Below are 23,788 nucleotides of genomic sequence, written 5' to 3'. Positions count from 1 at the left end.
CGTATTTGAATACGTTGACGTTTTGTTTTAACAAACTGAAAGACGGCAGAGAGTTAGTGCTCCTGCCGTCTAATAATATTTGATTTCGATTCTATCCAAAGCCGTGCCTCTTCAAGCTGATCCTTTCCAGAATGCTTTGCCTCAATTCCCGGCAAATAACTTCCTAGCATTGTTAATGCCGCCAGCCAGCCTTTTTCACTTACCACAGTGAATTTGTTAAACTGTCGCCAGCGTTTTGCATCAAATTTTACCCCGTCGATGACACCTTTTATCGTAGAACCGTCTATATCATGAATAATCGCGAGGATGTTGAATTTTTGGTTGTCTGCAAAGTGGGCTTTTACATAGTTATCCAGCTTTTCTGCGTCTTCTTTTGTGGCCTTTCCATCGAATTTCAGAGTAATCGTTGATGTATTATTGTTGGGCAGAAATGTGATCATTATGACTCTCTCCTATATTCTTGTTTTATCCACATACCCGGTTAGATTCCGTTAAAACAATAAGGGGCTCTAGCTCCTATGTTAAAAAGTAGCTGGGGTCCAGGTTGTGCAGGAGTACAGCGGATGATACATACCCAGAGAAGACAACAAAATATAATGAGTTTGCGGGAATTTTATTGCTTTAGAATTGGAAACGCTGTATTTTTGAATAAGTAATCTAACTGGAATTAGAAAAGGTAGTGATCAGAGTGGACACAACAACTGAGCAATCGAAGGATAATTGGAAAAAGAATATTATTCTCTTTTTAAGCAGTCAGACGATATCGCTTTTCGGTTCGTCTTTAGTTCAATACGCGATCATGTGGTATATAACGCTTACTACAGAGTCGGGTGTGATGATGACTTTGTATATCATTTGCGGTTTCATCCCTACTTTCATTTTATCTCCAATGGCCGGGGTATGGGCGGATCGCTACAACCGAAAAATACTGATTATTTTAGCAGATTCTTTGATTGCGATTGCAACACTGATACTCGCAATTGTATTCTTAATGGGCTATGATGCGATTTGGCTTCTTTTTGTCATGGCTGCGATTCGCGCAATCGGAACAGGAATTCAATTCCCGGCTGTCGGTGCTATTTTGCCGCAAATAGTGCCGAAGGATAAGCTGACAAAGATAAACGGTATAAACGGAAGTATTCAAGCAATCATCATGTTTGTGTCACCCTTGGTTAGTGCAGCCCTATTGTCAATGGCATCCATTGAAGTGATATTCTTTATTGATGTTGTTACCGCAGCAATCGCTATCATGACGCTGCTTATGTTTTTTAGGATTCCGATGCATAGGAAGGCAAACGAAAAACAAACAACCAGCTATTTCAATGACTTAAAAGAAGGCTTAAAATACATAAGTAATAACGATTTTTTAAAAAAATTCTTTCTATTTTTCGCTTTTTTCTTTGTCTTGATGGCGCCTGCTGCATTTTTAACGCCACTGCAAGTTACACGCAGCTTCGGTGATGATGTTTGGCGGTTATCAGCTATCGAAATCGCTTTTTCGGTGGGTATGATGGCAGGTGGAGGAATTATCGCCTCTTGGGGAGGCTTTCACAACAAAGTTCATACGATGACATTTGCAAGTCTTTTAATGGGAGTTTGTACGTTTGCACTGGGGATTGTTCCTGTCTTTTGGGCTTATTTAATTTTCATGGCTGTATTCGGAGTTGCGATGCCAATTTTTAATACCCCAACAATGGTATTAGTGCAGGAGAAAGTAGATGAAAATTATTTAGGTAGAATTTTTGGTGTGTTTGGGATGATCTCTACTTCGATGATGCCGATGGGTATGCTCATTTTCGGTCCAATTGCAGATGTGATCGAAATAGAATGGCTACTTATCGGAACTGGTTTACTGATTCTTATTCTCGCCATTTTCTTAGGGCGAAACAAAGTATTAATAGAAACGGGAAAGCCAGAATCGAAGGAACCTGCAAATTAGGAGAGAGAACATCCCTTACTTTATAAGATTCAACTTATTTGCGTGCCTATAAGTTCATTAACAAGTGGGCGCATTTTCTGCAATAAGTTAAGATGCTTTTTTTATTATCGAAGCAGGTAGTAATTTTAAAGGTCATATGTGACGAAGGAATGATAACATTTACGCAACTAAAAGGTACTGTTCAATAGCTTGGTGTGCTGCAACCAAATTTGCCTAAAGGAAAGGGGGAGCCGGCAAATCTTACACCAGAGAAAAGTTCCTATTCAAATGAAAAGGAGCTTTTCTTATTTAAGAATCTGTTCAAAATTTTGGAGAATATCCTTAACGATCCAATGTAATAAGCATCTAACTCAATCACCTCAACGTGATAATAGAAAGAATCATATATGTTCAACTCTCTCTGTGAGATTTTTTTTTGCAGGTATGAACGATCAAGCCTCAAGAAGCCGTTTTATATCGCTTTTAGGTGGCAGGCCGAACATTCGAGAATATTCACGACTAAATTGGGAAGGACTTTCATAACCAACCTGGAACCCGGCATTTGCAGCGTCCATCTGCCCTGAAAGCATGAGCCGGCGAGCCTCTTGTAATCTTAATTGTTTTTGATATTGTAAAGGGCTCATTCTTGTCACTTGTTTAAAGTGATGATGTAGTGATGATGAGCTCATGTTTGCTGTCAAAACTAGTTCTTCCATGCGTAAAGGCTTTGTAAAATCCCGCTTAATTTGATCAATTACTTTAGCGATACGGTGTGCATGACTGCCGATCATTGCCATCTGTTTTATAGAATCACCCTGTTCATCTTGCAAGATACGATAAAGAATCTCACGAATTACCAAAGGTGCAATCACGGGGATATCCTGTGGTGTATCTAATAGACGAACAAGTCTGAGCACGGCATCAAGAAGAGATGAATTCGTTTTACTTACAAACAAGCCTCGTTGTGAATCTCTGATTTTGCTTAATGTTTGATCGGACCCACTAATAATGTCGAAAACTTGCTTCGGATCAAAATCCAATCGAAGGCACAAGTAAGGAAACTCCGGCGTTGCATGGATGATGGTTCCTGATATCGGAAGATCAACTGACACAACGAGATAATGAGAAGGATCATACTGATAGGAGTCTTGTGCAATAATCACCAATTTTGCTCCTTGAGCGACAATACATAAGGCCGGTTCATGGATTGAATGAATTGGCTCTGATGCATCGGACGCACGAATGAAATGCAATGAAGGAATGGCAGTTGAGTAAACACCATCCTCTCCTGAAAATCGTTCAATCCGAAGTGCCAATTCCTTTTGCATCTCCATTACCTGATAATCCATGTTCTTTTCTTCTTCCATCGTATTTACTGCCTCCTCCCGAAAATGTAAGACTACCTTTAACAAATTACGGCTCTTGCCCAATTAGCTCAATTCTATTCAAATTTGGAGGATTAGGCAATAATTATCCACTAATTGACTACCTCCAGAGATCCCATTTGTTCAATAATGAATCTGACCCCAAAAATAATAAGTAGGGAGGATGAATAATAATTTGGGAAAAGAACATGGATGTCTTTACTAATCATTTCAATCCTTTTATTTATTCTCAGATCTTTTGTTAGATCAGAAGTTTGTGAAGAAGATGAGTGTATCTATCATCGAAAACGTTGGGAAACAAAACAATACGCAATAGGAGAGAAGATAATGGAGAAACAAACACACAACGAGCAGCATTCATATGTTGGCATGTGGGTCACTAATGACGGGTACATCCGCCATGAACTGCTATCTAACGGTCGTTACGATGAAGCTCGCGGCAATAGAAAAAGTGCTTATCAAGGCCGTTATACAATTACCGGCGATCATATTGAATATGTAGATGATACTGGCTTTACAGCTGATGGTGATTTCAGAGAGGGAGTTCTCTATCACGCCGGAATGATTCTTTATCGAGAAGAAAAAAAGTAACTCGCAGCGAGGAGGAGAAAGATGTCTAGCGTTATAGGGAAAGTTGTCTTAATTACCGGCGCAAGCAGCGGTATCGGTGAAGCAACTGCACGTAATCTCGCTAAAAACGGTGCCCATGTTTTATTGGGTGCCAGGCGCACGGATAAGCTGGAGATGCTTGCATCTGCAATTCGTTCAGAAGGCGGTTCAGTCGATTATCGCGCACTGGATGTCACCAAAAGAGATGAAATGGAAGAGTTCATCAGCTATGCTGAAAACACATTTGGACGAGTCGATGTGATTGTAAATAACGCAGGTGTGATGCCTCTTTCGAAACTTGAAGCTCTGAAGGTTGACGAATGGGACCGTATGATCGACGTAAATATTCGTGGTGTTCTTCACGGTATCGCGGCAGGGCTTCCAATAATGAAAAACCAGGGCTTTGGTCAGTTCATTAATATCTCTTCGATTGGCGGACACGTTGTTTCACCTACTGCCGCTGTTTATTGTGCTACTAAATTTGCTGTCCGGGCTATTTCTGAAGGGCTGCGTATGGAAGTTGGCAATGACATTCGCGTAACCGTTATCTCACCTGGAGTAACCGAATCAGAACTCGCTGACAGTATTTCGGATGAAGAGGCGCGTCAAGTGATGAGAGAATATCGGAGGTTTGCGCTTTCGCCAAATGCTATTGCGAGGGCGATCCTGTTTGCTATTGAGCAACCAGCCGACGTCGATGTGAATGAAGTCATTGTACGACCAACCGCGAGTCTAAATTAACGTTGTGGAGTGCAAAATTGACAAATTTATGTAAACTAACATACTAATTATGCAATACTACAGTTGAGAGGCAATTTGCTTCAAGCACGACCAGCGTTCGTTATGCCATATAGTACACCGCACATTTTTTATGACTAAAAAAAGGGCGCCTCATACTTAATCAAGTTGAGGCGCCCTTTGAAACTGAGGCTACATATAGTTTCAGTTTTTATAAAACTCGCACTTTATTAATATTGCTTGTTCACGCTTCTAATTTGACACTGTTCAATTTGTCATTATTTTTCTTGATTATCATATAAACCGGCACTCCAATTAATACAATACCGATAGAAAAAAGCGAATCCACTGGGCTGCTGATCAGTGTGCTTCCGACAATATACACTGCACCGATAATAGCGATAATCGGCGTGATCGGGTAAAAAGGCACCTTGTATCCTTGATAATTCCCGTTGTCTTTTTTACGGAGCAAGAATACGGCATAAAAAGCCAAACCGTAAAATAAAAACACGGTGAAAATAGCAATATTAGATAGTCGGTCAGCGTTGCCTGTCAGCATGAATAAAACCGTAAGGGCCAACTGAAACACTGTCGCATTGACAGGTGTTTTGAATTTCGGATGAACCTGAGACAATGATTTAGCACCTGGAAATAACCCGCTTTCAGCCATGGCAAAAGGTATTCTAGGAAAAGTCAGGATCTTTCCATTTAAACAGCCAAAAATCGAAATGAGAATTCCAATCGCAATCAGCTTGCCGCCTAGTCCACCGAACAGGATCGTCGCAGCTTCATTTGCAGCGTTTGGCCCAAGCTTCACAATTTCTGATGCAGGCAAAACATGCAGCATTGCAATATTGATCGATAAGTAAGCTATCATAACAATCAAAATCCCGCCAATGATCGCTCTTGGAAGTGTTTTAGCAGGATTTTTCATTTCTCCGGCAATAAACCCCACATTCATCCAACCATCATATGCCCAAAGGGTTGCCAGAATGGCCGCTCCCATATTAATCGTACCAGCAGTGCCGCTGTCCATATTAAAGATGGTTACTTCGCCCTGAGCAATACCGAAAACAGCGATAAGAATAACAGGAATTAGCTTTGCGACTGTTGAAAGCGCCTGGATAAAGCCACCATACTGAGTTCCCAGCAAATTAATAATACCAAGAAATACAACAGCGATAATTCCTATGACTGTTGAGCGACTTTCTGAAAATCCGAAGAAATTGGCAGCGAGTACACCAAAGTACAAACCAAGCGCGCCCATGAGTGCCGGACCGTATACGAGCGTCTGTACCCAACCGCATAAAAATCCCCAAAGTTTCCCATATACTTCTTCAAGATAAGCAAATAATCCGCCTGTTCTGGGGATTTTAACACTAACTTCTGCAATCGTTAATCCACTTGCCAACGTAATGATACCGCCAATAAGCCAGGCCAAAAGGGCCAGCGTGGAATCGCCGGTTGAGGACAATACGACTCCGGGCTTCATGAAAATTCCCGAACCAATAACGGTACCAACGACTAAGGAGGTAGAAACAAAAAAGCCTATATTTTTCTTTAACTGAGCATGATTTTCCAATGTCCATCCCTCATGTACAATTGTATTTTTTATATTATACGAATTATACCACAGATATTTTTCTAGAATAGTTATTAGAAAATTAGAACTTTAATTGAGTAAAGGATTGTACAATATTTGCATGTGCATTTTGACTAAATGGTGCAGATTGACTGACCTCGCCGCTACCAGCGTGGAGAGTATAAATTCCTGCAGTACACTAAAATATCCCGAAATGTCTTTATACCAAGGTTATTGAGGGTTTTGTTAATTTTGATATGAACAGACCGGATTAATCAGTTCCTGCTCCAGTGTAATGAAAGTTGCTGCTAAATGCTGCAAATATGAAAAATTTAAAGGATATTTATAAATTCAAAAAGCACTGAAGAGGATTTAAACATTATTGTTGTAATATTTGTTGCTTGCTTTTATTTTAAACCCGGAATTGTCTTATCCACGTATTTGGCATAGGGGTGTATAAACTATATACACTAACTCTTATTATTATTTAAAACTTATTGCAACATGTGAGTATTATTTAAAAATGTTTTTTTCCAGCTCAGGAGTATTCTTTCCCAATGTTCGGGTATATAATATTAAAAAGTTTCATTTGTTTCGTTTTTCTTTCTTTTGTTTCGAAACAAAATACCTTATAATGGAGACGAGAGGAGTGGATGAAGAAATGGCTATAGAAATGGCGTCGATTTATGAAAAAATCAGAAATGTTGCCAATCAAATTGATAATGCTCCAATTAGTGATAAAGCAAAACAATATGTACAACTTCTCCGTTATTCAATTGAGCTGGAAAAGCAGAAAGAAAAAGCTTATCTGGAATTAAATGAAAATGAAAAAGAAGAAGCACAAAGTATTCTAAAGGAAATCCTGGCACCAGAGCTGCCAAAGTATCTGCCTGTTTCGGAAGTATCCATGATGCTAAACGTGTCTCCGCAGATGGTAAGAAGATATTGTGCCGAAGGAAAGATACTAGGAAAACGGCGACATCAAGACAGTGGTAAATGGCTTATTCCAACGGAACAGTTTCTAACAAAACCCGAATTTGTTGAATATATTCAAAAGAAAGAAGTCAATCGCATCAAGTCAATTAAAGCAGCGCAACTGATGCTCCAAATGATTGATGAAGATGAAGAAGATGATGAGGGTTTTAGTCAGATATGGGATTAATAGCACAAAAAAGATATATGTTAGATACAAATGTTTTTAGATATAAGATTGACACTAGTTCTCAACACAAAATGGAAGCGAAGCATTTCTGGAGAATGGCATTACAAGAATTAATGGACAACGAAGCAGAAATCTTTACTCCCGCTGAAGTGTTTCGAGAGCTAGATGTTCAATCTTATACGATGAAACCAGAAGAACTAACTCGAATTGAGGCGTTAAAAAAGAACCTTGTAGTGAAACCAGATTCTACAAGTATTTCGGCGGAGGATTTGATTCGAAGAATAAGTGCTTATATTCGGTCAAAATATAAACCATATTTAGATGTAATTAATCGCGGAGTTGACTACCCATCAGTTTCCGATTCAAGAATCTTACTGAGTGCGTGGGAGCATAACTGCGTCATGGTAACAGCCAATATAAGAGAATTTATGCTGTACCTCTTTTATTTTCAGCCAATGAAGACAGGCTCTTCGACTTACTTACCATGCAGTATATCAAGATTGATCCTATTGCGCATGAATTGATACATAAGGACTCAATATTCACAAATATGAAAAATGAATTAAATAGACTCTACAGTATGTGAAGCCTAATCAGTCGGATTAGGTTTTTATTTATGTCAGGTGTTCCCTCACTTAGTTTTTCTTTTTTCTAATCTATTTTTCTATTACAGTAATCCAGCAACGGCTTTAGACTGAAATAGTCCAAAGCTTCATTCGGTGAAATGAACGATTTTATGAATAAAAGGTTAAATAGCCGGCAATCATCGCCAAAACCATTATCTGACAAAGAAAAAGCGCAGGAGCTTTTATTTGAGGCTTATGAATCGACAGGAAATAAGCGAAAGCAGCTCGTAGAAAAAGCATTAAAATTATACCCAAACAGTCCGGATGCTTATAATATTTTAGCAGAGTATGAAAAGAACCCCGAAGACAGAAGAAGCTTTACTTAATGGCCATCGAAGCTGGAGAAAAAGAACTCGGGCAAGCATTTTTCAAGGAAAACCAAGGCGATTTTTGGGGCATAGTAAACACGCGTCCATATATGCGGGCAAAATATAACTATGCACTGCTTTTACATGGAATGGGAATTCTTAAAGAAGCGATTGAGCAATATGAGGAACTTTTGGAATTGAATGATATGGATAACCAGGGAGTTCGCTATCAACTATTTGTTGCTTATGTACAAAACGGTTTGCTTCAAAAAGCGGAATCTGTATTAAAACAATATAACGAAGATATAACAGCACATGGATTGTACAACAAGTTACTCATTGAATACCTGCAAAACGGGCCATCACAAAAGGCCAAGAAACAATTAAAAAAGGCAAAGGACAGTAACCCATATGTCATCGATTACTTAATACAAAAAAAGAAACTTCCCCGATCTAGCCCGGCTGCATATGGGTTAGGTGATGAATCCGAGGCTATTGTTTATGCGGAGCAGCATTTACATCTGTGGAGAGATAATGTTGAGCTGATTGAATGGTTGAAGGAGTCCAGGTAACAGTTGTTTAGTTGAGCTATTCAAAAACGAGATAAAACTTCGAATCAATCCCACACTAACTAGGACAGTTGCTGATTATGTGTCTCCTGATAATATCGCACATACCTGGGGAAATGATCAGATACAAGGAACACATTAGCAAAAAGGTAGCGCTCGGAAACTTGTTGCCCAACCGGAGCGCTATCAACAAGTATAAAAAAGGGGGAGTTGGATTATGACTCCAACTACGCTAAATATATCACTTTTGTGCGAATTTTAGGGTCGATTTTTGAAAATTAGATGTTGGGAAAATTTTAGCGAGACACAATGATAGAAGGGTTAGATTAGCAATGGTCAAGTAATAGGAAGGTAAAGCCGCATTCTTGATTGAAACATACGGCTTTTTTATCGACGTTTCTAATTACTTTTTCTGAATCAGGCCAAAACGAAGTTCGACAGGATCAACCAGGTTATGCAGATGAAACTCATTAAAATTCATTTCTCACGGACAATCATAGCACCATTGTCTTTGACCATAACAATATTCATCATTTGAACTGAACTTAAATTGAAACCGGGTATCTCAGTCGTGCATCGTTTACACAGCATGAACTGCTAACTTTTGCACTACAGGAATTTAGGGTTGATTTTTTTCTTTTCTCCGCTAAGGTGCCTCGTAAATTGAACATTTTTTATACTGATCTGTTTTTGTCAGGTTATAGGTTTCTTTTTCATTACTATCCAATCTCTCATCTTCCCTTGCATCTAGGGTTGAATTTAATGTTTATTTCCGTTTTCTCACTATAGTACGCCAACTCACCAATATTAGGAAGAAAGCATATGAATAGGTAAATGACAAAAGGGGATGTTTTTCTGCATTACCACGAATACAATCAATCGTACCCTCAAAATCAAATGAACCGACAACAGTATGAGTACCCTCTAGTTGATGTCAGTACCTTCACTCATTCAGTAACTGCGTTTCAAAAAATTGCCAATGAGGCCAGTGCCATCCTCCAAAAATTAGCTGACCGAAGATTTGCTCACAGTTTAATGGCAGCAGCTCAGGTTGGAAATCAGTCGGAAGTAGATCGTTTAATTAAATCGATAGGAACAACCACGCCTGTAACAACCACTTATACCCCAACAGGAGTTTTATTGACTATTCATGCTCAAGCTCAGGGTTCACAATGTTGTACTTTGACGATGTTTCTTAAATGGGGACAATAAAACGGAATCGTTCGTACTGCGAACGATTTTTTAGTGTTCTCTTTTCTATTTAATAGAAGGGAACCCCGGTTTTTTAACTACGAGTATTGTTTGGACTACTAGATTTTAAGTAAAGACTCTTTGACGTAGTGTGGTAATATCAAGGTTAACGCGGTGAAAACTGCAGAGTTCATGTTAGAGAGAGAAGCCATCAATTCACAAAAAGGGATGAAATAAAAGAATTTATGATGAAAGCGGTGAAAGACCACAATATGAATATTGATGCGGTTTTTAAGGAACTCCCTGTTTTAAAGTCAGATGATCATCCTGAAAAAAATTGAAGAGAACGATCTTGAAGAAGTGTTTGCAATTTATAATAATCACCGAGTATTTGAATACACTGCGGGATCATACCTAAGCACAATAAGGAAACTGTGAAAAAAATGATCGGACATTTTAGAGCATATACATTATTCTAGAAGAAGAATATGTAAAGTGAACAACACTACGATATTTCTTCAAAAAAAAACTAACAGGATGGTTCCGTTTTATAATTACGAAAGGTCTGACTATAACAAAGACGAGCCATCATTGATGAGAAAGTACATACAATCTCCTCAATTTAACTATTTTTAGAGTCTTCAACGAATGTTAATGGGTATTTCAAGCATCAAAAGGAAGGTTGGTTTGCATCTCGATAGTTGAAGGGTAAACGGTCGACGGCTACATTAATCGGAAAAATAATTTCCCAAGAATTATATAAGTAACAGGAGTGGTTGGACATGTTTGTAGCAGGGCAAAGAGAAATGCAGCAGATCGATCAGTATACAATCGAAAAGATTGGGTTACCGGGCGTTGTTTTAATGGAAAATGCCGGAGCGAAAGTTGTCGAGGAAATCCTTGCAAGTTCTCCTTGTCAAAATCCGAGGGTCGTCGTACTTTCTGGTGGCGGAAATAATGGTGGCGACGGTTTTGTGATTGCGCGCAGGCTGTTTGATTTAGGTTGCAAACCTCTTCTATGTTTGTTAGTAAATCCTGATCGTATCAAAGGGGATGCGAAATCCCATTTAGACGTGTACATCAACCGGGGTTTTCCGATTTTCCATCTTGAAGAAAATACTTTAGTAGCATTGCAGAATGAATTGAATCAGGCAGACATTATCATTGATGCAATGTTAGGAACTGGTGTGAACGGTCCTGTCAGAGAACCTTTTAAACAAGTGATTTCGATGGTAAATGCATACGAAGGGAACAAATTGGTCATTGCTGTTGATATACCATCGGGGGTCAGCAGCGATAATGGGAAAGTGGAAGGAGTGGCCATAAAAGCGGTAAAGACTATTACCTTTGTGTTTCCGAAAAAAGGCTTTTTCTTAAATGACGGTCCAAAGTATGTCGGAGAGTGGAAGGCAGTTGACATTTCCGTTCCACATTCGGTTGCGGAGGATTTGGGACTTTTGATGCCTAAACTGATAACCGAACCACTTGTGAAGACTTCTGTGCCGATACGCCCGCAACATGGTCATAAGGGAACTTTCGGTCATGCCCTTGTTCTCGGCGGATCTCGTCAGTTTGTCGGAGCTCCCATTTTCGCAGCAAAGGCGGCATTGCATTCCGGAGCAGGATTGGTAACGTTAGCTGTTCCTGAAAATATTTATCCAATGGCAGCTGCCCAAAACCCCGAGTCCTTATTTTTACCATTATCCGACAAAGACGGCCATTTTTCAGAAAAAGCGATCGATGAAATCTCACCCAATCTTCATCAATTTGACAGTGTGGCAATTGGACCTGGAATGAGCAGATTTGTTGGTGGTGAAGAGTGGATAAGATCTTTAATAACTGCTCTAGAGAATCAGTCGGTTGTCATAGATGCTGATGCTCTCTATTTACTCAGAAATGAGCTCGATATGATACGGCAGTATAAGGGAAACGTGATTTTTACCCCCCACCCTGGCGAAATGGCCCGTTTATTAGATAAAACGGTACAAGAAGTGGAAGACAACCGGATTGAAACGGCTACTACCTTTGCAAAAAAATATCATGTGTATCTACTTTTGAAAGGACATCGTTCCGTTATTGCTACTCCAGACGGAGATGTTTACATAAACCCGCATGGCCATGATGCTCTTGGAAAAGGCGGAAGCGGTGATGTGCTGACGGGTCTTATCACCTCTTTTCTTGCCCAGGGAGTGTCACCTTTGGATGCCCTAATTGCGGCAAGCTACTTACATGCAAAAGCGGCGGAACAAAAAGCAAAATCTTTATCCCACTACGGCGTGATGCCTCTGGATATTATGGATGGGGTCAGGGAGCAGCTAAATCAGATAACATGAGAATCGAAAAAAGGTTGAGGCTACCAGCTAGATAAACATAGTAATACTTATTGCTTTGGCACTCACCGATTATAAATGCTAAACTTAAGGTATCAAATGTTGCTATAATAGAAACAAAGTGTAAAATAATAATTTCCGCTTAATTTTCATATCAAATTACCGATAATTAGTAGTATGTAAGTTAATGCCAGTTGGTGTAGTTGTGGAAATGGAGAGATAACATCAATGATGAACAAAATTGATTCTTTAAATGGCCTTATGTCGATGGTACATATCATCAAAGCAGCTGTGCCCGCTGACTTGTCGATCGCCATATGTGATTTAGAAAAATTTATTGCATATTTTCCCGGTGAGACGATAAATCTAAATATTCAAGTAAACCAACCTTTAAATCCGCAAGAACCGCTCTCTGTAGCATTAAGGGAAAATAAATCGTTAAGGTCTGATGTACCTGCCGATTTCTATGGTTTTGAATTTACAGGTACCGCTACACCTCTACACGATCCAAGCGGGAAGGTTATCGGTGGAATTGCCGTACAAATACGCAGGCAAACTGAATTACGATCGATCGCCGACCAAATTTCGATTTCACTAACCCAAGCAAATGAACAAATCAACAGCATTGCGAATGGATCGAATTCATTGGCAGAATTTTCGCAAGAGCTCCTTACTCAATCTCATCAGGCCGGGGAAGATGTAAACAGAACTACGGAAGTACTTTCAATCATAAAACGTGTTGCTGACCAGACAAATTTGCTCGGGTTGAATGCTGCAATAGAGGCAGCACGCGCCGGGGAAAAAGGAAAGGGATTTGAAGTCGTAGCTAATGAGATTCGAAAGTTTTCAAAGGAAACAGTAGCTTCAACTGCAAAAATCAATGACACAATGGATCAAATCAAGAAGGCTACGAATTTAATAGGTGTATCAATCGAAAAAATAGCTGGTATCGGTCAAGAACAGGCTGCTTCTATCCAGCACACCTCAACATTTATTGAGGAAATTCAAGAAATGTCTAAAAGACTCAACCAGTTTGCGAATAAACTGTAAAACTATTAATCACCCTTACAATAGGTCAAACAAAATTTTACTTTCAAGTTTGAAATTTGATTTGGAAAAACGTACTCAAAAAAGTATCATTATTATAGCTCTCGATCAAGATGGATAGACACTCGGTGATAGAGTGTCTTTTTCAATTATTATAATGTGGATATAATGTAAGAACCATAGCGCGTGAATAGGGGGTGAATCGGTGAAAGAAGAATATTATGATAAATTGCTGAACATAAAAACAACAGGCGACCAGAAGGGATTCAATCAGTCACTGCATTATCATCGTTATGAACCAACGCCGTATAGTGCACTCGAAGCATTATTTAATGAATATGAATTAAAAAGCAGTGACCGCCTGGTTGACTTTGGGTGCGGAAAAGGGCGGTTAAATTTTTATGTGAATTATTTGTATAATACGACTGTTGTAGGGATTGAAATGAATGAAACTTTTTTTCAAGAAGCGGTTGCAAATCAACATAGTTATTTGAAGAAAAACAAAAGCAGAAAAAATAAAATTCATTTTCATCGTTGTCTTGCGGAAGATTATCAGATTAATCCGTCCGACAATCGCTTTTATTTTTTTAATCCCTTTTCCATACAAGTTTTTAGGAATATAATTACCAATATATTGCTTTCTGCTGAAAAATCGGCACGGAAGATAGAGGTGCTGCTATATTATCCATCGGCAGATTATATATATTTCTTAGAAAATCACACCCATTTTGAATTAAAAGAGGAAGTCAAATTGCAGAAATTATATGCGCATAATTCGCACGAGAGATTTTTGGTCTACCGATTGGCATATTAATTTATCAAACCCACCAGAACACCTGTGACTTCAATCTTGAGATGAATGACGGGTGCTTTCTTTTGGCTTGCAAATATGGAACCTATGCTTTTTGTCACCGTTAGTCTATGGAAAACCAAGATGTAATGTTTGTTTCCCTTCATTTCGAAACTACGCGCTGTTGGAAAGGATAGCGACGCAGCGCTACAGTTAATAAGATAAAACTTAAGATAACAATAATTAAATCATCCTTTAACCTCATAAAAAAAGGGTGTTTTTTTGTTTTTTTTTAATCATAATGAAGGAGAAGGCCATTACTTCAAAGTGAAGTGAGGGTGCCTATGAGTCGCGTTTTTGTTCGGTGTGATAAATATAGAGTTTTCATCAACATTCCTTAGTAATAGTAATAGAGACAAATGTTCGAGGATTGTGCAACGGAAGGGTAGTGGGAAGATGATAAAAACAGTTACCGTCAAAGGAATCACAATCGGGGAAGGTGCTCCAAAGATCTGCGTGCCGATGGTGGGGGAAACGTTATCGCAATTAATGGAAGAAGCCGAATCACTCTCAACTCTTGATTTGGATGTAGTCGAATGGCGGGTCGATTTTTTTGAAGACGTTGAAGATATTGATAAAGTAACATCCGCACTTAGAAAAATCCGTGCGATTTTACCGAAAACACCGCTGATATTTACATTTCGCAGTGCTAAAGAAGGCGGTGAAAAAGAGGTCAGCTCAGCTTTTTACCAGGATTTAAACAAAGCTGTTGTCAAAACAGGACTGGTTGATATTATCGACGTGGAGCTGTTCAATGATGAAAAAGATATCAAAATATTGATTGATGCGGCCCATACCAACAATACGTACACGATTATTTCCAATCATGACTTTGATAAGACACCGCCAAAAGAAGAAATTGTCTCAAGGTTGCGCAAAGCTCAACAATTGGGTGGCGACCTCCCTAAAATTGCTGTGATGCCAACCAGTCCAGCTGATGTGCTTGTTCTGCTTGAGGCAACCTATACGATGACAGAAAAGTATGCAGACCGTCCGATCATTACGATGTCGATGGCAGGACAAGGTGTAATCAGCCGCTTGGCAGGTGAAGTTTTCGGCTCAGCAATGACATTTGGAGCAGCAAAGAAAGCTTCGGCACCAGGCCAGGTCGCCGTTTCAGAGCTAAGAAATGTATTATCCCTATTGCATTCAAATTTATAATGAATGAAGGCATTTGCACCTGAAGAGCAGGTGTCTTCTTATTTTTCGGCTTCATTGACACGCGATATCTGCAATTGTAGCTAATGGGGGTTTTATGCTCTTTACACATCAGTGCTGGCAAGGTAAGATTTTACTTCCACGACTTAATATTTAATCGGCAAACGAAGGACAAAATTGTGTAAGTTAGCTAGGGAAAAGTCACGTTTTCTATTGCTATTATAGGATCGAAACAAGCTATACACTTTTTATCCCCAACTAAAATGTTAATTAGCTGACTTTCTACAGGTTTATCAACAATATCCACAAGGTTATAAATAGGACTTGTCCACAAAGCATTGGAAAAGACAAAAAATGCCCCGTAGCTTACTTCTATAATCATAGTGTTCACATTTAAGACAAATAATGGATGCTTTTTTGTGAAAGAAATGTGAAGTGCATTGCGAGTTAAAACGTTACCGAGTATATTATAAGTGTAAAGAGAGTTGGTGATGAAAATCACGAATTCTCCTTCATAAAAAGCTGGCCGGCTTTGAACGCATTAATAGCATAAGATTTTTTGAACAATTTGTGAAAAGTTTCACAATAAAAATTTTAGGAGCTGGTAATCATGAAATGGTGGAAAACTCCACAAGCAGCGATTGCTTGGACAATTATTCGGATTTGGTTGGGTATTCAATGGATAGAAGCAGGTTGGCATAAAGTAGCAGATGGATTTGATGCAGGCGGATTTATGCAAGGGGCAATTGCAAAAGCAGGTGGCGATCACCCAATGGTTGCTGGATGGTATGCAAACTTCCTTGAAAGTGTAGCTATTCCAAATTCCGGATTATTCAGCTTCCTCGTATCCTGGGGAGAAATCTTAGTAGGCCTTGGTCTTATTCTCGGTGCAGCAACAATCCCGGCATTAATTGCAGGCGCATTTATGAACTTGAACTTCATGTTAGCCGGAACCACAAGTACTAATCCAGTTCTTTATACAGTAGCATTCATTCTCCTGTTTGCTGGCAGCGGTTCTTATTACTGGGGTGTTGACCGACTTGCAATTCCATATTTGAAAGAGCGCTTCATTAAGAAAGCAAGTGGGGTCGGGGAAAATACGGCAGCCCAATAGCTTATAGTAGTAAGGAAGGGAGCAGGAGATAGATTCTCCTGCTTCTTTCTATTCTCTGCTTCCCAATCTTGCACGTTCGTCTGCGGCTTTCGCCCGCGCTTGAGCTTCTAAATCTTCATGATCGGCTAATTCTCTTGAATACTCTACATCGATCCCATCAGCTGGGATTGGTGAAAGTGCTGCTTGGTCCCGTGTTTTACGCTGGTTAGCACGACCCATGATCATAACCCCTTTCAGGCTGGAACATCAGGAAAACATTTGTTTTCCTAACTCTAGGTTGTGAGTTTAGAAAGGGGAATATAAATGGAAAATATTTACCGGCGTGATTTTTTGCCGGCAAAGCCGCCTGCCTGATCAGCCAGTTTGAATTCTCTCGAATAGGTTATTTCCTGAGCGCTTGAAAGTGTACTCTTCGTTTTATCACGCTTTTTCTTCTCCATTTTTAAACACCCTTTCGGTAAAGTTTATTTCTTTTCCTATATTTTCCGAAAATTGTTTAAAACATACTTATTGCAGAATATCGGTCAACGCTTCAGGCAATGTTGGATATTTAAAGCTAAAACCGTTTGCTTCAAGCTTAACCGGCAACACCTTTTGCCCTTCCAAAACAAGCGTACTCATTTCTCCAAGCAGCAGTTTTAGGGCGAACGCCGGGACCGGCATCCAGTGCGGACGCTTGATGACGGAAGAGATTGTTTTTCCGAACTCCTTCATCGTTACCGGATAAGGGGCAGTGAAATTGATTGGGCCCTCAAGTCGGTCGTGGTTGATGGCGAATACAATTGCTCTTACAGCATCGCGGATATGTATCCACGAAACCCATTGCCTTCCTGATCCGATTGTACCTCCTGCAAAGAGCCGATACGGAAGAACCATTCTTGGAAAAGCTCCTTCATGTTTATCTAAAATAAGTCCAAATCTGCAAAACACAGTACGAACTCCATATTGTTCACCAGCCTGTGCAACTGTTTCCTCCCACTGTTCCACCGTTTGCGCCAAAAAATCGTTCCCCGGCTTTGTTTCTTTTTCGGTAAAGGTTTTTGATTCAGAAACACCGTAAAATCCAACAGCGCTCGCGTTTATCAATGCGAGGGGTTTTTGCTCCAACTTGTTGATCATATTTAAAACCTCGCCATTTGCTTCCATGCGACTATTAAAAATCCGCTGTTTTTGTTCAACTGTCCAACGGCGGCCGCCTAATGATTCCCCCGCTAGATTTATGATGATTTGTGTACCTTGCAATTCTGTTTCCGGGTGATCATCGTTATTCAGCCATTGCACATATTTAATGTTTTCTTTGTTTGTTTTCTCTTCAACATTGCGTGTAAGAATGACAATTTCATGGCCTTCTTTTAATAGTTCCCCCGTTAATGCTTTGCCGACAAATCCTGTTCCACCTGTTAGTGCTATTTTCAAAAGTATTCCTCCCAGTAACCTTTTTATGTTGATTATTAAATTTAGACATATTCTTTTAAAAACCTTTTTTCAGTATGTTACATTAAAGGAGAGGTGACGAATGATGGCTGTCATAACGAAAATATCTGTCCAGAAAAAGAACCATGATCGTTATAATATTTTTGTGGATGAAGGAAAAGGTGAAAAATTTGCCTTTAGCGTTGATGAAGATGTGCTAATAAAATACCAGTTGAAAAAAGGGATTGAGCTTGAAGACCTCATGTTAACCGAGGTTCACTTCCATGATGACATCCGCAAAGCTTATAACCTTGCCATCAATTATCTGGCAAGAAGAATGAGATCTGAAGGGGAAGTACGCGAGTATTTAATCACCAAGGAAGTAGAAACTCCTGTCATTACGGAAGTAATCAGCAAGCTTTATAAAAATCAATTTTTGAATGATGCGGAATTTGCGGCAGCTTTTGTTCGCACGCAAATAAATACAACAGATAAAGGCCCATTACAAATAAAACGCGAGTTGAAAGAGAAAAAAATTGATAGCACGGTAGCTGAAGATGCGCTTAAGGATTATTCATTTGATGAACAAGTTGAAACCGCTGAGCAGCTGTGCCGGAAGTATACTGAAAAAAATAAACGCGAGTCGTTTCGGTCCTTGAAGCTGAAGGTGGAACAACAGTTAATTAGAAAAGGATTTTCTTTTGATATAATCCAGCTGGTACTAGCTAATTCTCCAGAACAAGAGGATGATGCGGATCAGCTTGAGCTTGAGGCCATTACATATCAGGGTGAGAAGCTGCATCGTAAATACGAAAAACACTCCGGATACGAATATAAGCAAAAAATGAAGCAAGCTCTATATAGAAAAGGATTTCCGATCGAGCTGATTGAACGCTATTTACAAGAGAAGGATACATTCTAAAAAAACGATCTAAGCGCTTTATTTATTAGGCGGTTTTCATTATACTGAAAACAAATATCCTGAGGTGATGGTAATGCAACAGGAAAAGAGATACAGCGAAATGACTCGTTATGAGATCCAGCAAGAGATCGCCAGGCTCAATGAGAAAGCGAAAAAAGCCGAACAAATGGGGATGGTAAATGAATTTGCCGTGCTTGAAAGAAAAGCAGTAATGGCGAAATCCTATTTGTTAAGCCCGGATGATTTTAAATCCGGTGAACTGTATGGGATCAAAGGAGATCCGGGATTCTACTTTAAAATTCAATATCTTAATGGGGTGTTTGCCTGGGGCTATCGGCTTGGCGGTGATGGCCGCGAGGAAGCACTGCCGATAGCGATGCTAAAGAAAATAGAGCAAAACCAGAGCTAGTGATGCTCTGGTTTTTAAGGCTTTTAGGGCTTCCAGATGTTTGGTGTTCGGGATGGCTGCATGAATTTGTTGCCACCAACCCTAAATATAAGCATCTTTTAGAACAAAATCACAAACCTGCTTATTAATATTTAAAGCAAGTAAGCAGAAAAAACGCTTGGATTGAAGTGACAAATAAAATCCAAGCGTTTTTTTCTTGCAGCCTTTTTCTCGGGGCTTCTTGAGCGTTGTGTCCCGAAAAATCCCACGATTTCAGCCGGGAATGATATCGAGTTTTTTTCGGAGCTTCTCCTCACTGAAAATCCAGCCTGTGTAGGAACCCATAATATTGTATTCTTCGTCCAGCTGAACAACGGCAACGAAAGGGTAATGGCCATTGCTGCGGTAGCGTAAATCGATAAACCTCACTTCATAGTAATCATCATATTCATCAAGCTCCCATCGAAAAACAGGAGAAAATGACAAGAAGGCCGAAAGGTTTTTATCTTTTTTAGCTGCTTCGAGAACAGGTGATTCCGGTACAGGAACACGGTTGAATTGATCTAAAATTCTAACATGGTCATAATGTGCTCTGCCAACAAAAAACTGGTGGTGGTTCATGACGGCAATTTTCCAATGATGAAACTTCATCGTTGGTGCAATAATGATGTCTGTTGCATCAGGTATCATCGTTTTTACAGCCTTTAACACTTTTCTCCGGTAGTAAAAGCGAATAATATAATAAGCGAAAATAACTGCATAAATAGCTGAAAACGTGTAACCCGGATGGGCGCCAAAAGCCCATAAAAACAGCCCGGCCACATGAATGCCGAAAATAAACGGATCAAACGTGTTAATGATGCCAAGAGCAACCCATTTATGCGAAAACGGTCTTAACGCCTGTGTTCCGTAAGCATTAAATATATCGACAAACACATGCAGGAATACGGCGAGAAATGTCCACATCCATAAATGCAGCAAATTTGCCTCCGGAAAGAATGGGTAAACGACGGCAACTATCGCAAGCGGCCATAAAAGGACAGCCGGGATTGAATGGGTAACTCCCCGATGATTTCTTATATAAACAGCATTGTTTCTTAATTTCAAAACTGTGTCAATGTCAGGTGCTTGAGAGCCAACAATCGTCGCAATCAGTACACTGCTTGCTGTAGCCGTGCTCTCGGCTACAACGGGATCGAGAGTGGCGAGCCCGCCAAGTGCGAGTCCCATAACCACATGTGTGCCAGTATCCAAAAGGGTAAACCTCCCTTGAAGGTATATATACCAGTATACTCCACTTTATATCAACAATAAATTACTTGTAATTAAAAAATGTATCGTTTAATTTTAAAAGGAGTTGCAATCAAGACATTCGAACGAAATTAAACGATACGGTAATATTTATATTCCCACCTTTCGTTCATGTTTAACATCGTGGAGGCACAAAAGTGATTCGTATAGACATGAAAAATCTGGATGTAAGTTCTTTTCAAAGCGATTTAATTAGCTGGTTTACAAAGGAACAGAGAACGCTGCCATGGAGACAAGACACGGACCCATATAAAGTTTGGGTGTCTGAAATTATGCTGCAGCAAACGAGAGTTGATACAGTCATTCCATACTTTAATCGTTTTATACGGCAGTTTCCATCTATCGATGCTTTGGCGGAAGCGGATGAGGAGAGGGTGTTAAAGGCATGGGAAGGCCTGGGTTATTATTCTCGTGTCAGAAATCTGCATGCTGCAGTTAAAGAGGTGAAAGAGCAATACGGCGGAAAGGTGCCTGATACTCCTGAAGCGATTTCAAAATTACAAGGTGTGGGCCCATACACGAGCGGGGCTATTTTAAGCATTGCATATGGAGTGCCTGAACCGGCTGTCGATGGAAATGTAATGCGAGTGCTATCGCGGATATTAACGGTCTGGGAGGATATCGCAAAGCCATCTACAAGAAAAATTTTTGAAGAAGCAGTCCGACAACTCATTTCACACGAAAATCCCTCGTATTTTAATCAGGCATTAATGGAATTAGGCGCGATCGTGTGTACACCTACATCACCTTCTTGTTTATTATGCCCGGTGCGTAACCATTGCCAGGCCTTTCATGAAGGAGTCCAGACTGACCTCCCTGTTAAAACGAAAAATAAAAAGCAAAAAAGAGTTCAGCTTGCTGCGGCAATTTTAGTGAATGAAGAAGGGAAAATTCTTATTCACAAGCGTCCGGGAAGCGGGTTGCTCGCCAATTTATGGGAGTTTCCCAATACAGAGATGATTATGCCGCTCCGCAATGAAAAAGAACAATTGGGCGATTTCCTTATCAGCGAGTGGAAAGTTGAAGCAGAACTGAAAGATCAGATCGGCCAAATTGAACATATTTTCTCGCATCTGATCTGGAACATCAATGTTTTTTCAGGGATGATTCTGTCTGATGTCGAAGAGCAGGCAAATTTAAAGCTTGTTTCCCTGAAAGAGCTTGAGCAGTATGCCTTGCCGGTTTCTCATCAAAAAATGCTAAAACTGTATCTTAGCGATTAAAACGCCGTTTCTCGGCGTTTTTTGTTGAGTAAAATCAGTCATAGATTGTTTTGGAGCCGTTCGTATAGTTTGCCTGCTGATTGTTAAGGCCGCCCCTTTCGACAATTTGTTCAACAATGTCCCGATGTATCGCCTGCCCCTCCGAATTTAAGTAAGGAACGATTTGCTGCAAGGAATGGTGGAAAAAAGCGAGCTCACTGTCCGTCCATTCGGATAAAGGCATCATTGAAAGCTCGGTCATATCGCGTCCAACATACATAAACATCTTCCTTTCTGCATTGATTTTCAAATCAGTATAATGCGCTTAGTTTTTATCCTTGTTTGTCTTATATACCTGAAAAAGCTAAAATAAATACAAAAACAGATTGAAGGAGTTATTTTATGGTACAAAAAGTCGCATTAGTAACCGGCAGCAGCCGCGGTATTGGAAAAGCAACAGCATTAAGATTGGCAAGCGAAGGTTACGATATTGTCATAAATTATGCAAGAAGCAAATCAGCAGCACTGGAGACAGCAGCTGAAGTCGAAGCATTAGGAAGAAAAGCGCTTGTTGTTAAAGCAAATGTTGGCGATATTGAAAAGATAAAGAACATGTTTGCGCAAATCAATATGGAATTTGGCAGGCTTGATATATTTGTTAACAATGCTGCTTCAGGAGTACTGCGGCCAGCGATGGAGCTGGAGGAATCGCACTGGGACTGGACGATGGATATAAACAGCAAAGCTCTTTTGTTTTGCTCACAGGAAGCTGCAAAGCTAATGGAAAAGAATGGGGGCGGGAAAATTGTTAGTATTAGTTCCCTCGGTTCGATCCGTTACTTGGAAAATTATACTACAGTCGGAGTGTCGAAAGCGGCTCTTGAAGCATTAACAAGGTATTTAGCTGTCGAGCTTGCTCCTAAAAACATTGTTGTCAATGCTGTGTCCGGAGGGGCAATTGATACGGATGCACTAAAGCATTTTCCGAATCGGGAGGAACTTTTGGAAGGTGCTCGCGCAAAAACTCCTGCTGGGAGAATGGTGGAGATTGAAGACATCGTGCATACAATTATGTTTTTAATTACAGAAAAGGCAAGCATGATTAGAGGGCAAACGATAATTGTAGATGGTGGAATATCGCTGTTGGTCTGACAAACGGTTCCCGGCCCGCGTGGAATGAATATGCAGCATAGTCCCCTTCCGAAATGGACAAATTAAGCTTCGGGAGGTGATATCACAATGGCAGATAACCAACAGCCAAACCGAACAATCACTGGAACCAACATTCAAAGAGTAAGGCAGCAGAATGGACAAGCTGGTGCGGGCAGCCAGGGCCAATTCGGCACTGAGTTTGCAGGAGAAACAGGCGCTGCGCAAATAGGACAACAAAACCGCCAGGCCGGTGCTGGAAGCGCGCAGGCTTCTGCAGGCCGCCAAGCTGCCGCCCGGAACGCGCAAGCTGGTGCGGGCAGCCAGGGCCAATTCGGCACTGAGTTTGCAGGAGAAACAGGCGCTGCGCAAATAGGACAACAAAACCGTCAGGCCGGTGCTGGAAGCGCGCAGGCTTCTGCAGGCCGCCAGGCTGGAGCCCGGAACGCGCAAGCTGGTGCGGGAAGTCAGGGCCAATTCGGCACAGAGTTTGCAGGCGAAACGAACGCCCAGCAAATAAGACAACAAAACCGCCAAGCTGGAGCCGGGAACGCTCAAGCTGGTGCGGGCAACCAGGGCCAATTTGGCACTGAGTTTGCAGGCGAAACGAATGCCCAGCAAATAAGACAACAAAACCAGCAGGCACAAGCCCGTAGAGATCAAAACATGTAGGTGATCGAGACCAAGCCGCAAATTTATAAATTGAAGGGCGCTCTTTTTTCGTAAGGGCGCCCTTTGCTTTGAAAAATGATTGCAGGGTGTTCAAATTTTAGGAGCGATCGGTTCTGGATAAACCACAATTATAAAAGTGCAATC

At 40.4% G+C, this 23,788-nt stretch carries 26 protein-coding genes and 2 pseudogenes; 20 read left to right on the top strand and 8 right to left on the bottom strand.

The window, feature by feature from the left end; all coding sequences use genetic code 11:
* Nucleotides 1-53 precede the first annotated feature (53 nt).
* Nucleotides 54-440 carry an STAS/SEC14 domain-containing protein gene (locus CVD23_RS05530; RefSeq protein ID WP_101665412.1) on the bottom strand — a complete coding sequence of 129 codons (387 nt, stop codon included), beginning with the start codon at nucleotides 438-440 and terminating at the stop codon, nucleotides 54-56.
* Nucleotides 441-688: 248 nt separating this feature from the next.
* Between CVD23_RS05530 and CVD23_RS05525 the strand changes: the two genes are divergently transcribed.
* Nucleotides 689-1,939: an MFS transporter gene (locus tag CVD23_RS05525; protein ID WP_101665411.1), complete on the top strand. Its 1,251-nt coding sequence runs from the start codon at nucleotides 689-691 to the stop codon at nucleotides 1,937-1,939.
* Between the two features lie 431 nt (nucleotides 1,940-2,370).
* Here the strand turns inward: CVD23_RS05525 and CVD23_RS05520 are convergent, their stop codons facing one another.
* Nucleotides 2,371-3,285 (bottom strand): AraC family transcriptional regulator, encoded by a 915-nt coding sequence (locus CVD23_RS05520; RefSeq protein WP_101665410.1) that lies wholly within the window; start codon nucleotides 3,283-3,285, stop codon nucleotides 2,371-2,373.
* 345 nt (nucleotides 3,286-3,630) lie between these two features.
* Here CVD23_RS05520 and CVD23_RS05515 point away from each other — a divergent pair, with 345 nt between their 5' ends.
* Both CVD23_RS05515 and CVD23_RS05510 read left to right on the top strand, forming a co-directional pair.
* The gene (locus tag CVD23_RS05515; protein WP_101665409.1) at nucleotides 3,631-3,894 is read left to right on the top strand and encodes an Atu4866 domain-containing protein; all 264 of its coding nucleotides are present in this window, start codon (nucleotides 3,631-3,633) and stop codon (nucleotides 3,892-3,894) included.
* 21 nt (nucleotides 3,895-3,915) lie between these two features.
* A complete protein-coding gene (locus CVD23_RS05510; RefSeq protein WP_101579576.1) occupies nucleotides 3,916-4,653 on the top strand; it encodes an SDR family oxidoreductase in 738 nt (245 codons plus the stop codon).
* 241 nt (nucleotides 4,654-4,894) lie between these two features.
* Here CVD23_RS05510 and CVD23_RS05505 read toward each other — a convergent pair whose 3' ends face one another.
* Nucleotides 4,895-6,232: an APC family permease gene (locus CVD23_RS05505; RefSeq protein ID WP_101665408.1), complete on the bottom strand. Its 1,338-nt coding sequence runs from the start codon at nucleotides 6,230-6,232 to the stop codon at nucleotides 4,895-4,897.
* A 649-nt stretch (nucleotides 6,233-6,881) separates the two neighbouring features.
* Here CVD23_RS05505 and CVD23_RS05500 point away from each other — a divergent pair.
* The 11 genes and pseudogenes from CVD23_RS05500 (at nucleotide 6,882) to CVD23_RS05445 (ending at nucleotide 16,587) form a co-directional block, all read left to right on the top strand.
* Complete coding sequence (locus CVD23_RS05500; RefSeq protein WP_101579574.1) at nucleotides 6,882-7,394, top strand: helix-turn-helix domain-containing protein; 513 nt, start codon at nucleotides 6,882-6,884, stop codon at nucleotides 7,392-7,394.
* Nucleotides 7,385-7,918 (top strand): DUF4411 family protein, encoded by a 534-nt coding sequence (locus CVD23_RS05495; protein ID WP_101579573.1) that lies wholly within the window; start codon nucleotides 7,385-7,387, stop codon nucleotides 7,916-7,918. Before CVD23_RS05500 ends, CVD23_RS05495 begins: the two co-directional genes overlap by 10 nt.
* A 212-nt stretch (nucleotides 7,919-8,130) precedes the next feature.
* A complete protein-coding gene (locus CVD23_RS05490) occupies nucleotides 8,131-8,346 on the top strand; it encodes a hypothetical protein (protein WP_142382884.1) in 216 nt (71 codons plus the stop codon).
* Nucleotides 8,346-8,900: a tetratricopeptide repeat protein gene (locus tag CVD23_RS05485; RefSeq protein WP_101665406.1), complete on the top strand. Its 555-nt coding sequence runs from the start codon at nucleotides 8,346-8,348 to the stop codon at nucleotides 8,898-8,900. Before CVD23_RS05490 ends, CVD23_RS05485 begins: the two co-directional genes overlap by 1 nt.
* Before the next feature lie 831 nt (nucleotides 8,901-9,731).
* On the top strand, nucleotides 9,732-10,109 hold the full coding sequence (locus CVD23_RS05480; protein WP_101665405.1) for a hypothetical protein: 378 nt from the start codon (nucleotides 9,732-9,734) through the stop codon (nucleotides 10,107-10,109).
* Nucleotides 10,110-10,360: 251 nt separating this feature from the next.
* A pseudogene (locus CVD23_RS22320) lies at nucleotides 10,361-10,546 on the top strand (GNAT family N-acetyltransferase); the annotation flags it as partial.
* Nucleotides 10,547-10,870: 324 nt separating this feature from the next.
* Nucleotides 10,871-12,421 (top strand): NAD(P)H-hydrate dehydratase, encoded by a 1,551-nt coding sequence (locus CVD23_RS05470; RefSeq protein WP_101665404.1) that lies wholly within the window; start codon nucleotides 10,871-10,873, stop codon nucleotides 12,419-12,421.
* 225 nt (nucleotides 12,422-12,646) lie between these two features.
* Entirely contained in the window at nucleotides 12,647-13,468 is an 822-nt protein-coding gene (locus CVD23_RS05465) for a methyl-accepting chemotaxis protein (RefSeq protein WP_101576985.1), read from the top strand.
* Between the two features lie 202 nt (nucleotides 13,469-13,670).
* A complete protein-coding gene (locus CVD23_RS05460; RefSeq protein ID WP_101665403.1) occupies nucleotides 13,671-14,279 on the top strand; it encodes a methyltransferase in 609 nt (202 codons plus the stop codon).
* Nucleotides 14,280-14,711: 432 nt separating this feature from the next.
* On the top strand, nucleotides 14,712-15,476 hold the full coding sequence (gene aroD, locus CVD23_RS05455) for a type I 3-dehydroquinate dehydratase (RefSeq protein ID WP_101576981.1): 765 nt from the start codon (nucleotides 14,712-14,714) through the stop codon (nucleotides 15,474-15,476).
* Nucleotides 15,477-16,083: 607 nt separating this feature from the next.
* On the top strand, nucleotides 16,084-16,587 hold the full coding sequence (locus CVD23_RS05445; protein WP_101576977.1) for a DoxX family protein: 504 nt from the start codon (nucleotides 16,084-16,086) through the stop codon (nucleotides 16,585-16,587).
* Nucleotides 16,588-16,635: 48 nt separating this feature from the next.
* Here CVD23_RS05445 and CVD23_RS05440 read toward each other — a convergent pair whose 3' ends face one another.
* From CVD23_RS05440 to CVD23_RS05430, 3 genes are all read right to left on the bottom strand, one after another.
* Nucleotides 16,636-16,806 (bottom strand): YfhD family protein, encoded by a 171-nt coding sequence (locus CVD23_RS05440; RefSeq protein WP_101576975.1) that lies wholly within the window; start codon nucleotides 16,804-16,806, stop codon nucleotides 16,636-16,638.
* 95 nt (nucleotides 16,807-16,901) lie between these two features.
* Complete coding sequence (locus CVD23_RS05435) at nucleotides 16,902-17,027, bottom strand: YfhE family protein (protein ID WP_101576974.1); 126 nt, start codon at nucleotides 17,025-17,027, stop codon at nucleotides 16,902-16,904.
* A gap of 67 nt (nucleotides 17,028-17,094) precedes the next feature.
* Complete coding sequence (locus tag CVD23_RS05430) at nucleotides 17,095-18,003, bottom strand: TIGR01777 family oxidoreductase (RefSeq protein WP_101665402.1); 909 nt, start codon at nucleotides 18,001-18,003, stop codon at nucleotides 17,095-17,097.
* A gap of 100 nt (nucleotides 18,004-18,103) precedes the next feature.
* Here CVD23_RS05430 and recX point away from each other — a divergent pair, with 100 nt between their 5' ends.
* Together recX and CVD23_RS05420 are read left to right on the top strand one after the other, a co-directional pair.
* On the top strand, nucleotides 18,104-18,922 hold the full coding sequence (gene recX / locus CVD23_RS05425) for a recombination regulator RecX (protein ID WP_308303539.1): 819 nt from the start codon (nucleotides 18,104-18,106) through the stop codon (nucleotides 18,920-18,922).
* 73 nt (nucleotides 18,923-18,995) lie between these two features.
* Nucleotides 18,996-19,331: a YfhH family protein gene (locus CVD23_RS05420; RefSeq protein ID WP_101665401.1), complete on the top strand. Its 336-nt coding sequence runs from the start codon at nucleotides 18,996-18,998 to the stop codon at nucleotides 19,329-19,331.
* Nucleotides 19,332-19,583: 252 nt separating this feature from the next.
* On the opposite strand, the gene CVD23_RS05415 is transcribed toward CVD23_RS05420, so the two are convergent.
* Nucleotides 19,584-20,564, bottom strand: a complete 981-nt coding sequence (locus CVD23_RS05415; protein ID WP_101576968.1) for a metal-dependent hydrolase — start codon at nucleotides 20,562-20,564, stop codon at nucleotides 19,584-19,586.
* A gap of 209 nt (nucleotides 20,565-20,773) precedes the next feature.
* On the opposite strand from CVD23_RS05415, the gene mutY reads away from it, so the two are divergent.
* The gene (gene mutY, locus CVD23_RS05410) at nucleotides 20,774-21,844 is read left to right on the top strand and encodes an A/G-specific adenine glycosylase (RefSeq protein WP_101665428.1); all 1,071 of its coding nucleotides are present in this window, start codon (nucleotides 20,774-20,776) and stop codon (nucleotides 21,842-21,844) included.
* A gap of 34 nt (nucleotides 21,845-21,878) precedes the next feature.
* Here mutY and CVD23_RS05405 read toward each other — a convergent pair whose 3' ends face one another.
* Nucleotides 21,879-22,103, bottom strand: a complete 225-nt coding sequence (locus tag CVD23_RS05405; RefSeq protein ID WP_101576966.1) for a cytosolic protein — start codon at nucleotides 22,101-22,103, stop codon at nucleotides 21,879-21,881.
* A gap of 122 nt (nucleotides 22,104-22,225) precedes the next feature.
* Between CVD23_RS05405 and fabL the strand changes: the two genes are divergently transcribed.
* The 3 genes and pseudogenes from fabL to CVD23_RS22950 all read left to right on the top strand — a co-directional run bounded on the left by fabL (nucleotide 22,226) and on the right by CVD23_RS22950 (nucleotide 23,644).
* The gene (gene fabL / locus CVD23_RS05400; RefSeq protein WP_101665400.1) at nucleotides 22,226-22,975 is read left to right on the top strand and encodes an enoyl-[acyl-carrier-protein] reductase FabL; all 750 of its coding nucleotides are present in this window, start codon (nucleotides 22,226-22,228) and stop codon (nucleotides 22,973-22,975) included.
* A gap of 87 nt (nucleotides 22,976-23,062) precedes the next feature.
* Nucleotides 23,063-23,395, top strand: a pseudogene (locus CVD23_RS22955) (gamma-type small acid-soluble spore protein); the annotation flags it as partial.
* 93 nt (nucleotides 23,396-23,488) lie between these two features.
* On the top strand, nucleotides 23,489-23,644 hold the full coding sequence (locus CVD23_RS22950) for a gamma-type small acid-soluble spore protein (protein ID WP_441296842.1): 156 nt from the start codon (nucleotides 23,489-23,491) through the stop codon (nucleotides 23,642-23,644).
* Nucleotides 23,645-23,788 lie beyond the last annotated feature (144 nt).

This window comes from Bacillus sp. V33-4, from assembly GCF_002860225.1.
Lineage (GTDB): Bacteria > Bacillota > Bacilli > Bacillales > Cytobacillaceae > Bacillus_BJ > Bacillus_BJ canaveralius.
This window is presented reverse-complemented; position numbering and strand designations above follow the sequence as displayed.

What these genes read in the sequence shown, in the direction of transcription:
- CVD23_RS05530 (WP_101665412.1), bottom strand. Translation starts at nt 440, where the DNA reads ATGATCACATTTCTGCCCAACAATAATACATCAACGATTACTCTGAAA.
- CVD23_RS05520 (WP_101665410.1), bottom strand. Translation starts at nt 3,285, where the DNA reads ATGGAAGAAGAAAAGAACATGGATTATCAGGTAATGGAGATGCAAAAG.
- CVD23_RS05515 (WP_101665409.1), top strand. Translation starts at nt 3,631, where the DNA reads ATGGAGAAACAAACACACAACGAGCAGCATTCATATGTTGGCATGTGG.
- CVD23_RS05510 (WP_101579576.1), top strand. Translation starts at nt 3,916, where the DNA reads ATGTCTAGCGTTATAGGGAAAGTTGTCTTAATTACCGGCGCAAGCAGC.
- CVD23_RS05495 (WP_101579573.1), top strand. Translation starts at nt 7,385, where the DNA reads ATGGGATTAATAGCACAAAAAAGATATATGTTAGATACAAATGTTTTT.
- CVD23_RS05490 (WP_142382884.1), top strand. Translation starts at nt 8,131, where the DNA reads ATGAATAAAAGGTTAAATAGCCGGCAATCATCGCCAAAACCATTATCT.
- CVD23_RS05485 (WP_101665406.1), top strand. Translation starts at nt 8,346, where the DNA reads ATGGCCATCGAAGCTGGAGAAAAAGAACTCGGGCAAGCATTTTTCAAG.
- CVD23_RS05480 (WP_101665405.1), top strand. Translation starts at nt 9,732, where the DNA reads ATGACAAAAGGGGATGTTTTTCTGCATTACCACGAATACAATCAATCG.
- CVD23_RS05470 (WP_101665404.1), top strand. Translation starts at nt 10,871, where the DNA reads ATGTTTGTAGCAGGGCAAAGAGAAATGCAGCAGATCGATCAGTATACA.
- CVD23_RS05465 (WP_101576985.1), top strand. Translation starts at nt 12,647, where the DNA reads ATGATGAACAAAATTGATTCTTTAAATGGCCTTATGTCGATGGTACAT.
- aroD (WP_101576981.1), top strand. Translation starts at nt 14,712, where the DNA reads ATGATAAAAACAGTTACCGTCAAAGGAATCACAATCGGGGAAGGTGCT.
- CVD23_RS05445 (WP_101576977.1), top strand. Translation starts at nt 16,084, where the DNA reads ATGAAATGGTGGAAAACTCCACAAGCAGCGATTGCTTGGACAATTATT.
- CVD23_RS05440 (WP_101576975.1), bottom strand. Translation starts at nt 16,806, where the DNA reads ATGGGTCGTGCTAACCAGCGTAAAACACGGGACCAAGCAGCACTTTCA.
- CVD23_RS05435 (WP_101576974.1), bottom strand. Translation starts at nt 17,027, where the DNA reads ATGGAGAAGAAAAAGCGTGATAAAACGAAGAGTACACTTTCAAGCGCT.
- recX (WP_308303539.1), top strand. Translation starts at nt 18,104, where the DNA reads ATGATGGCTGTCATAACGAAAATATCTGTCCAGAAAAAGAACCATGAT.
- CVD23_RS05420 (WP_101665401.1), top strand. Translation starts at nt 18,996, where the DNA reads ATGCAACAGGAAAAGAGATACAGCGAAATGACTCGTTATGAGATCCAG.
- mutY (WP_101665428.1), top strand. Translation starts at nt 20,774, where the DNA reads ATGAAAAATCTGGATGTAAGTTCTTTTCAAAGCGATTTAATTAGCTGG.
- CVD23_RS05405 (WP_101576966.1), bottom strand. Translation starts at nt 22,103, where the DNA reads ATGTATGTTGGACGCGATATGACCGAGCTTTCAATGATGCCTTTATCC.
- fabL (WP_101665400.1), top strand. Translation starts at nt 22,226, where the DNA reads ATGGTACAAAAAGTCGCATTAGTAACCGGCAGCAGCCGCGGTATTGGA.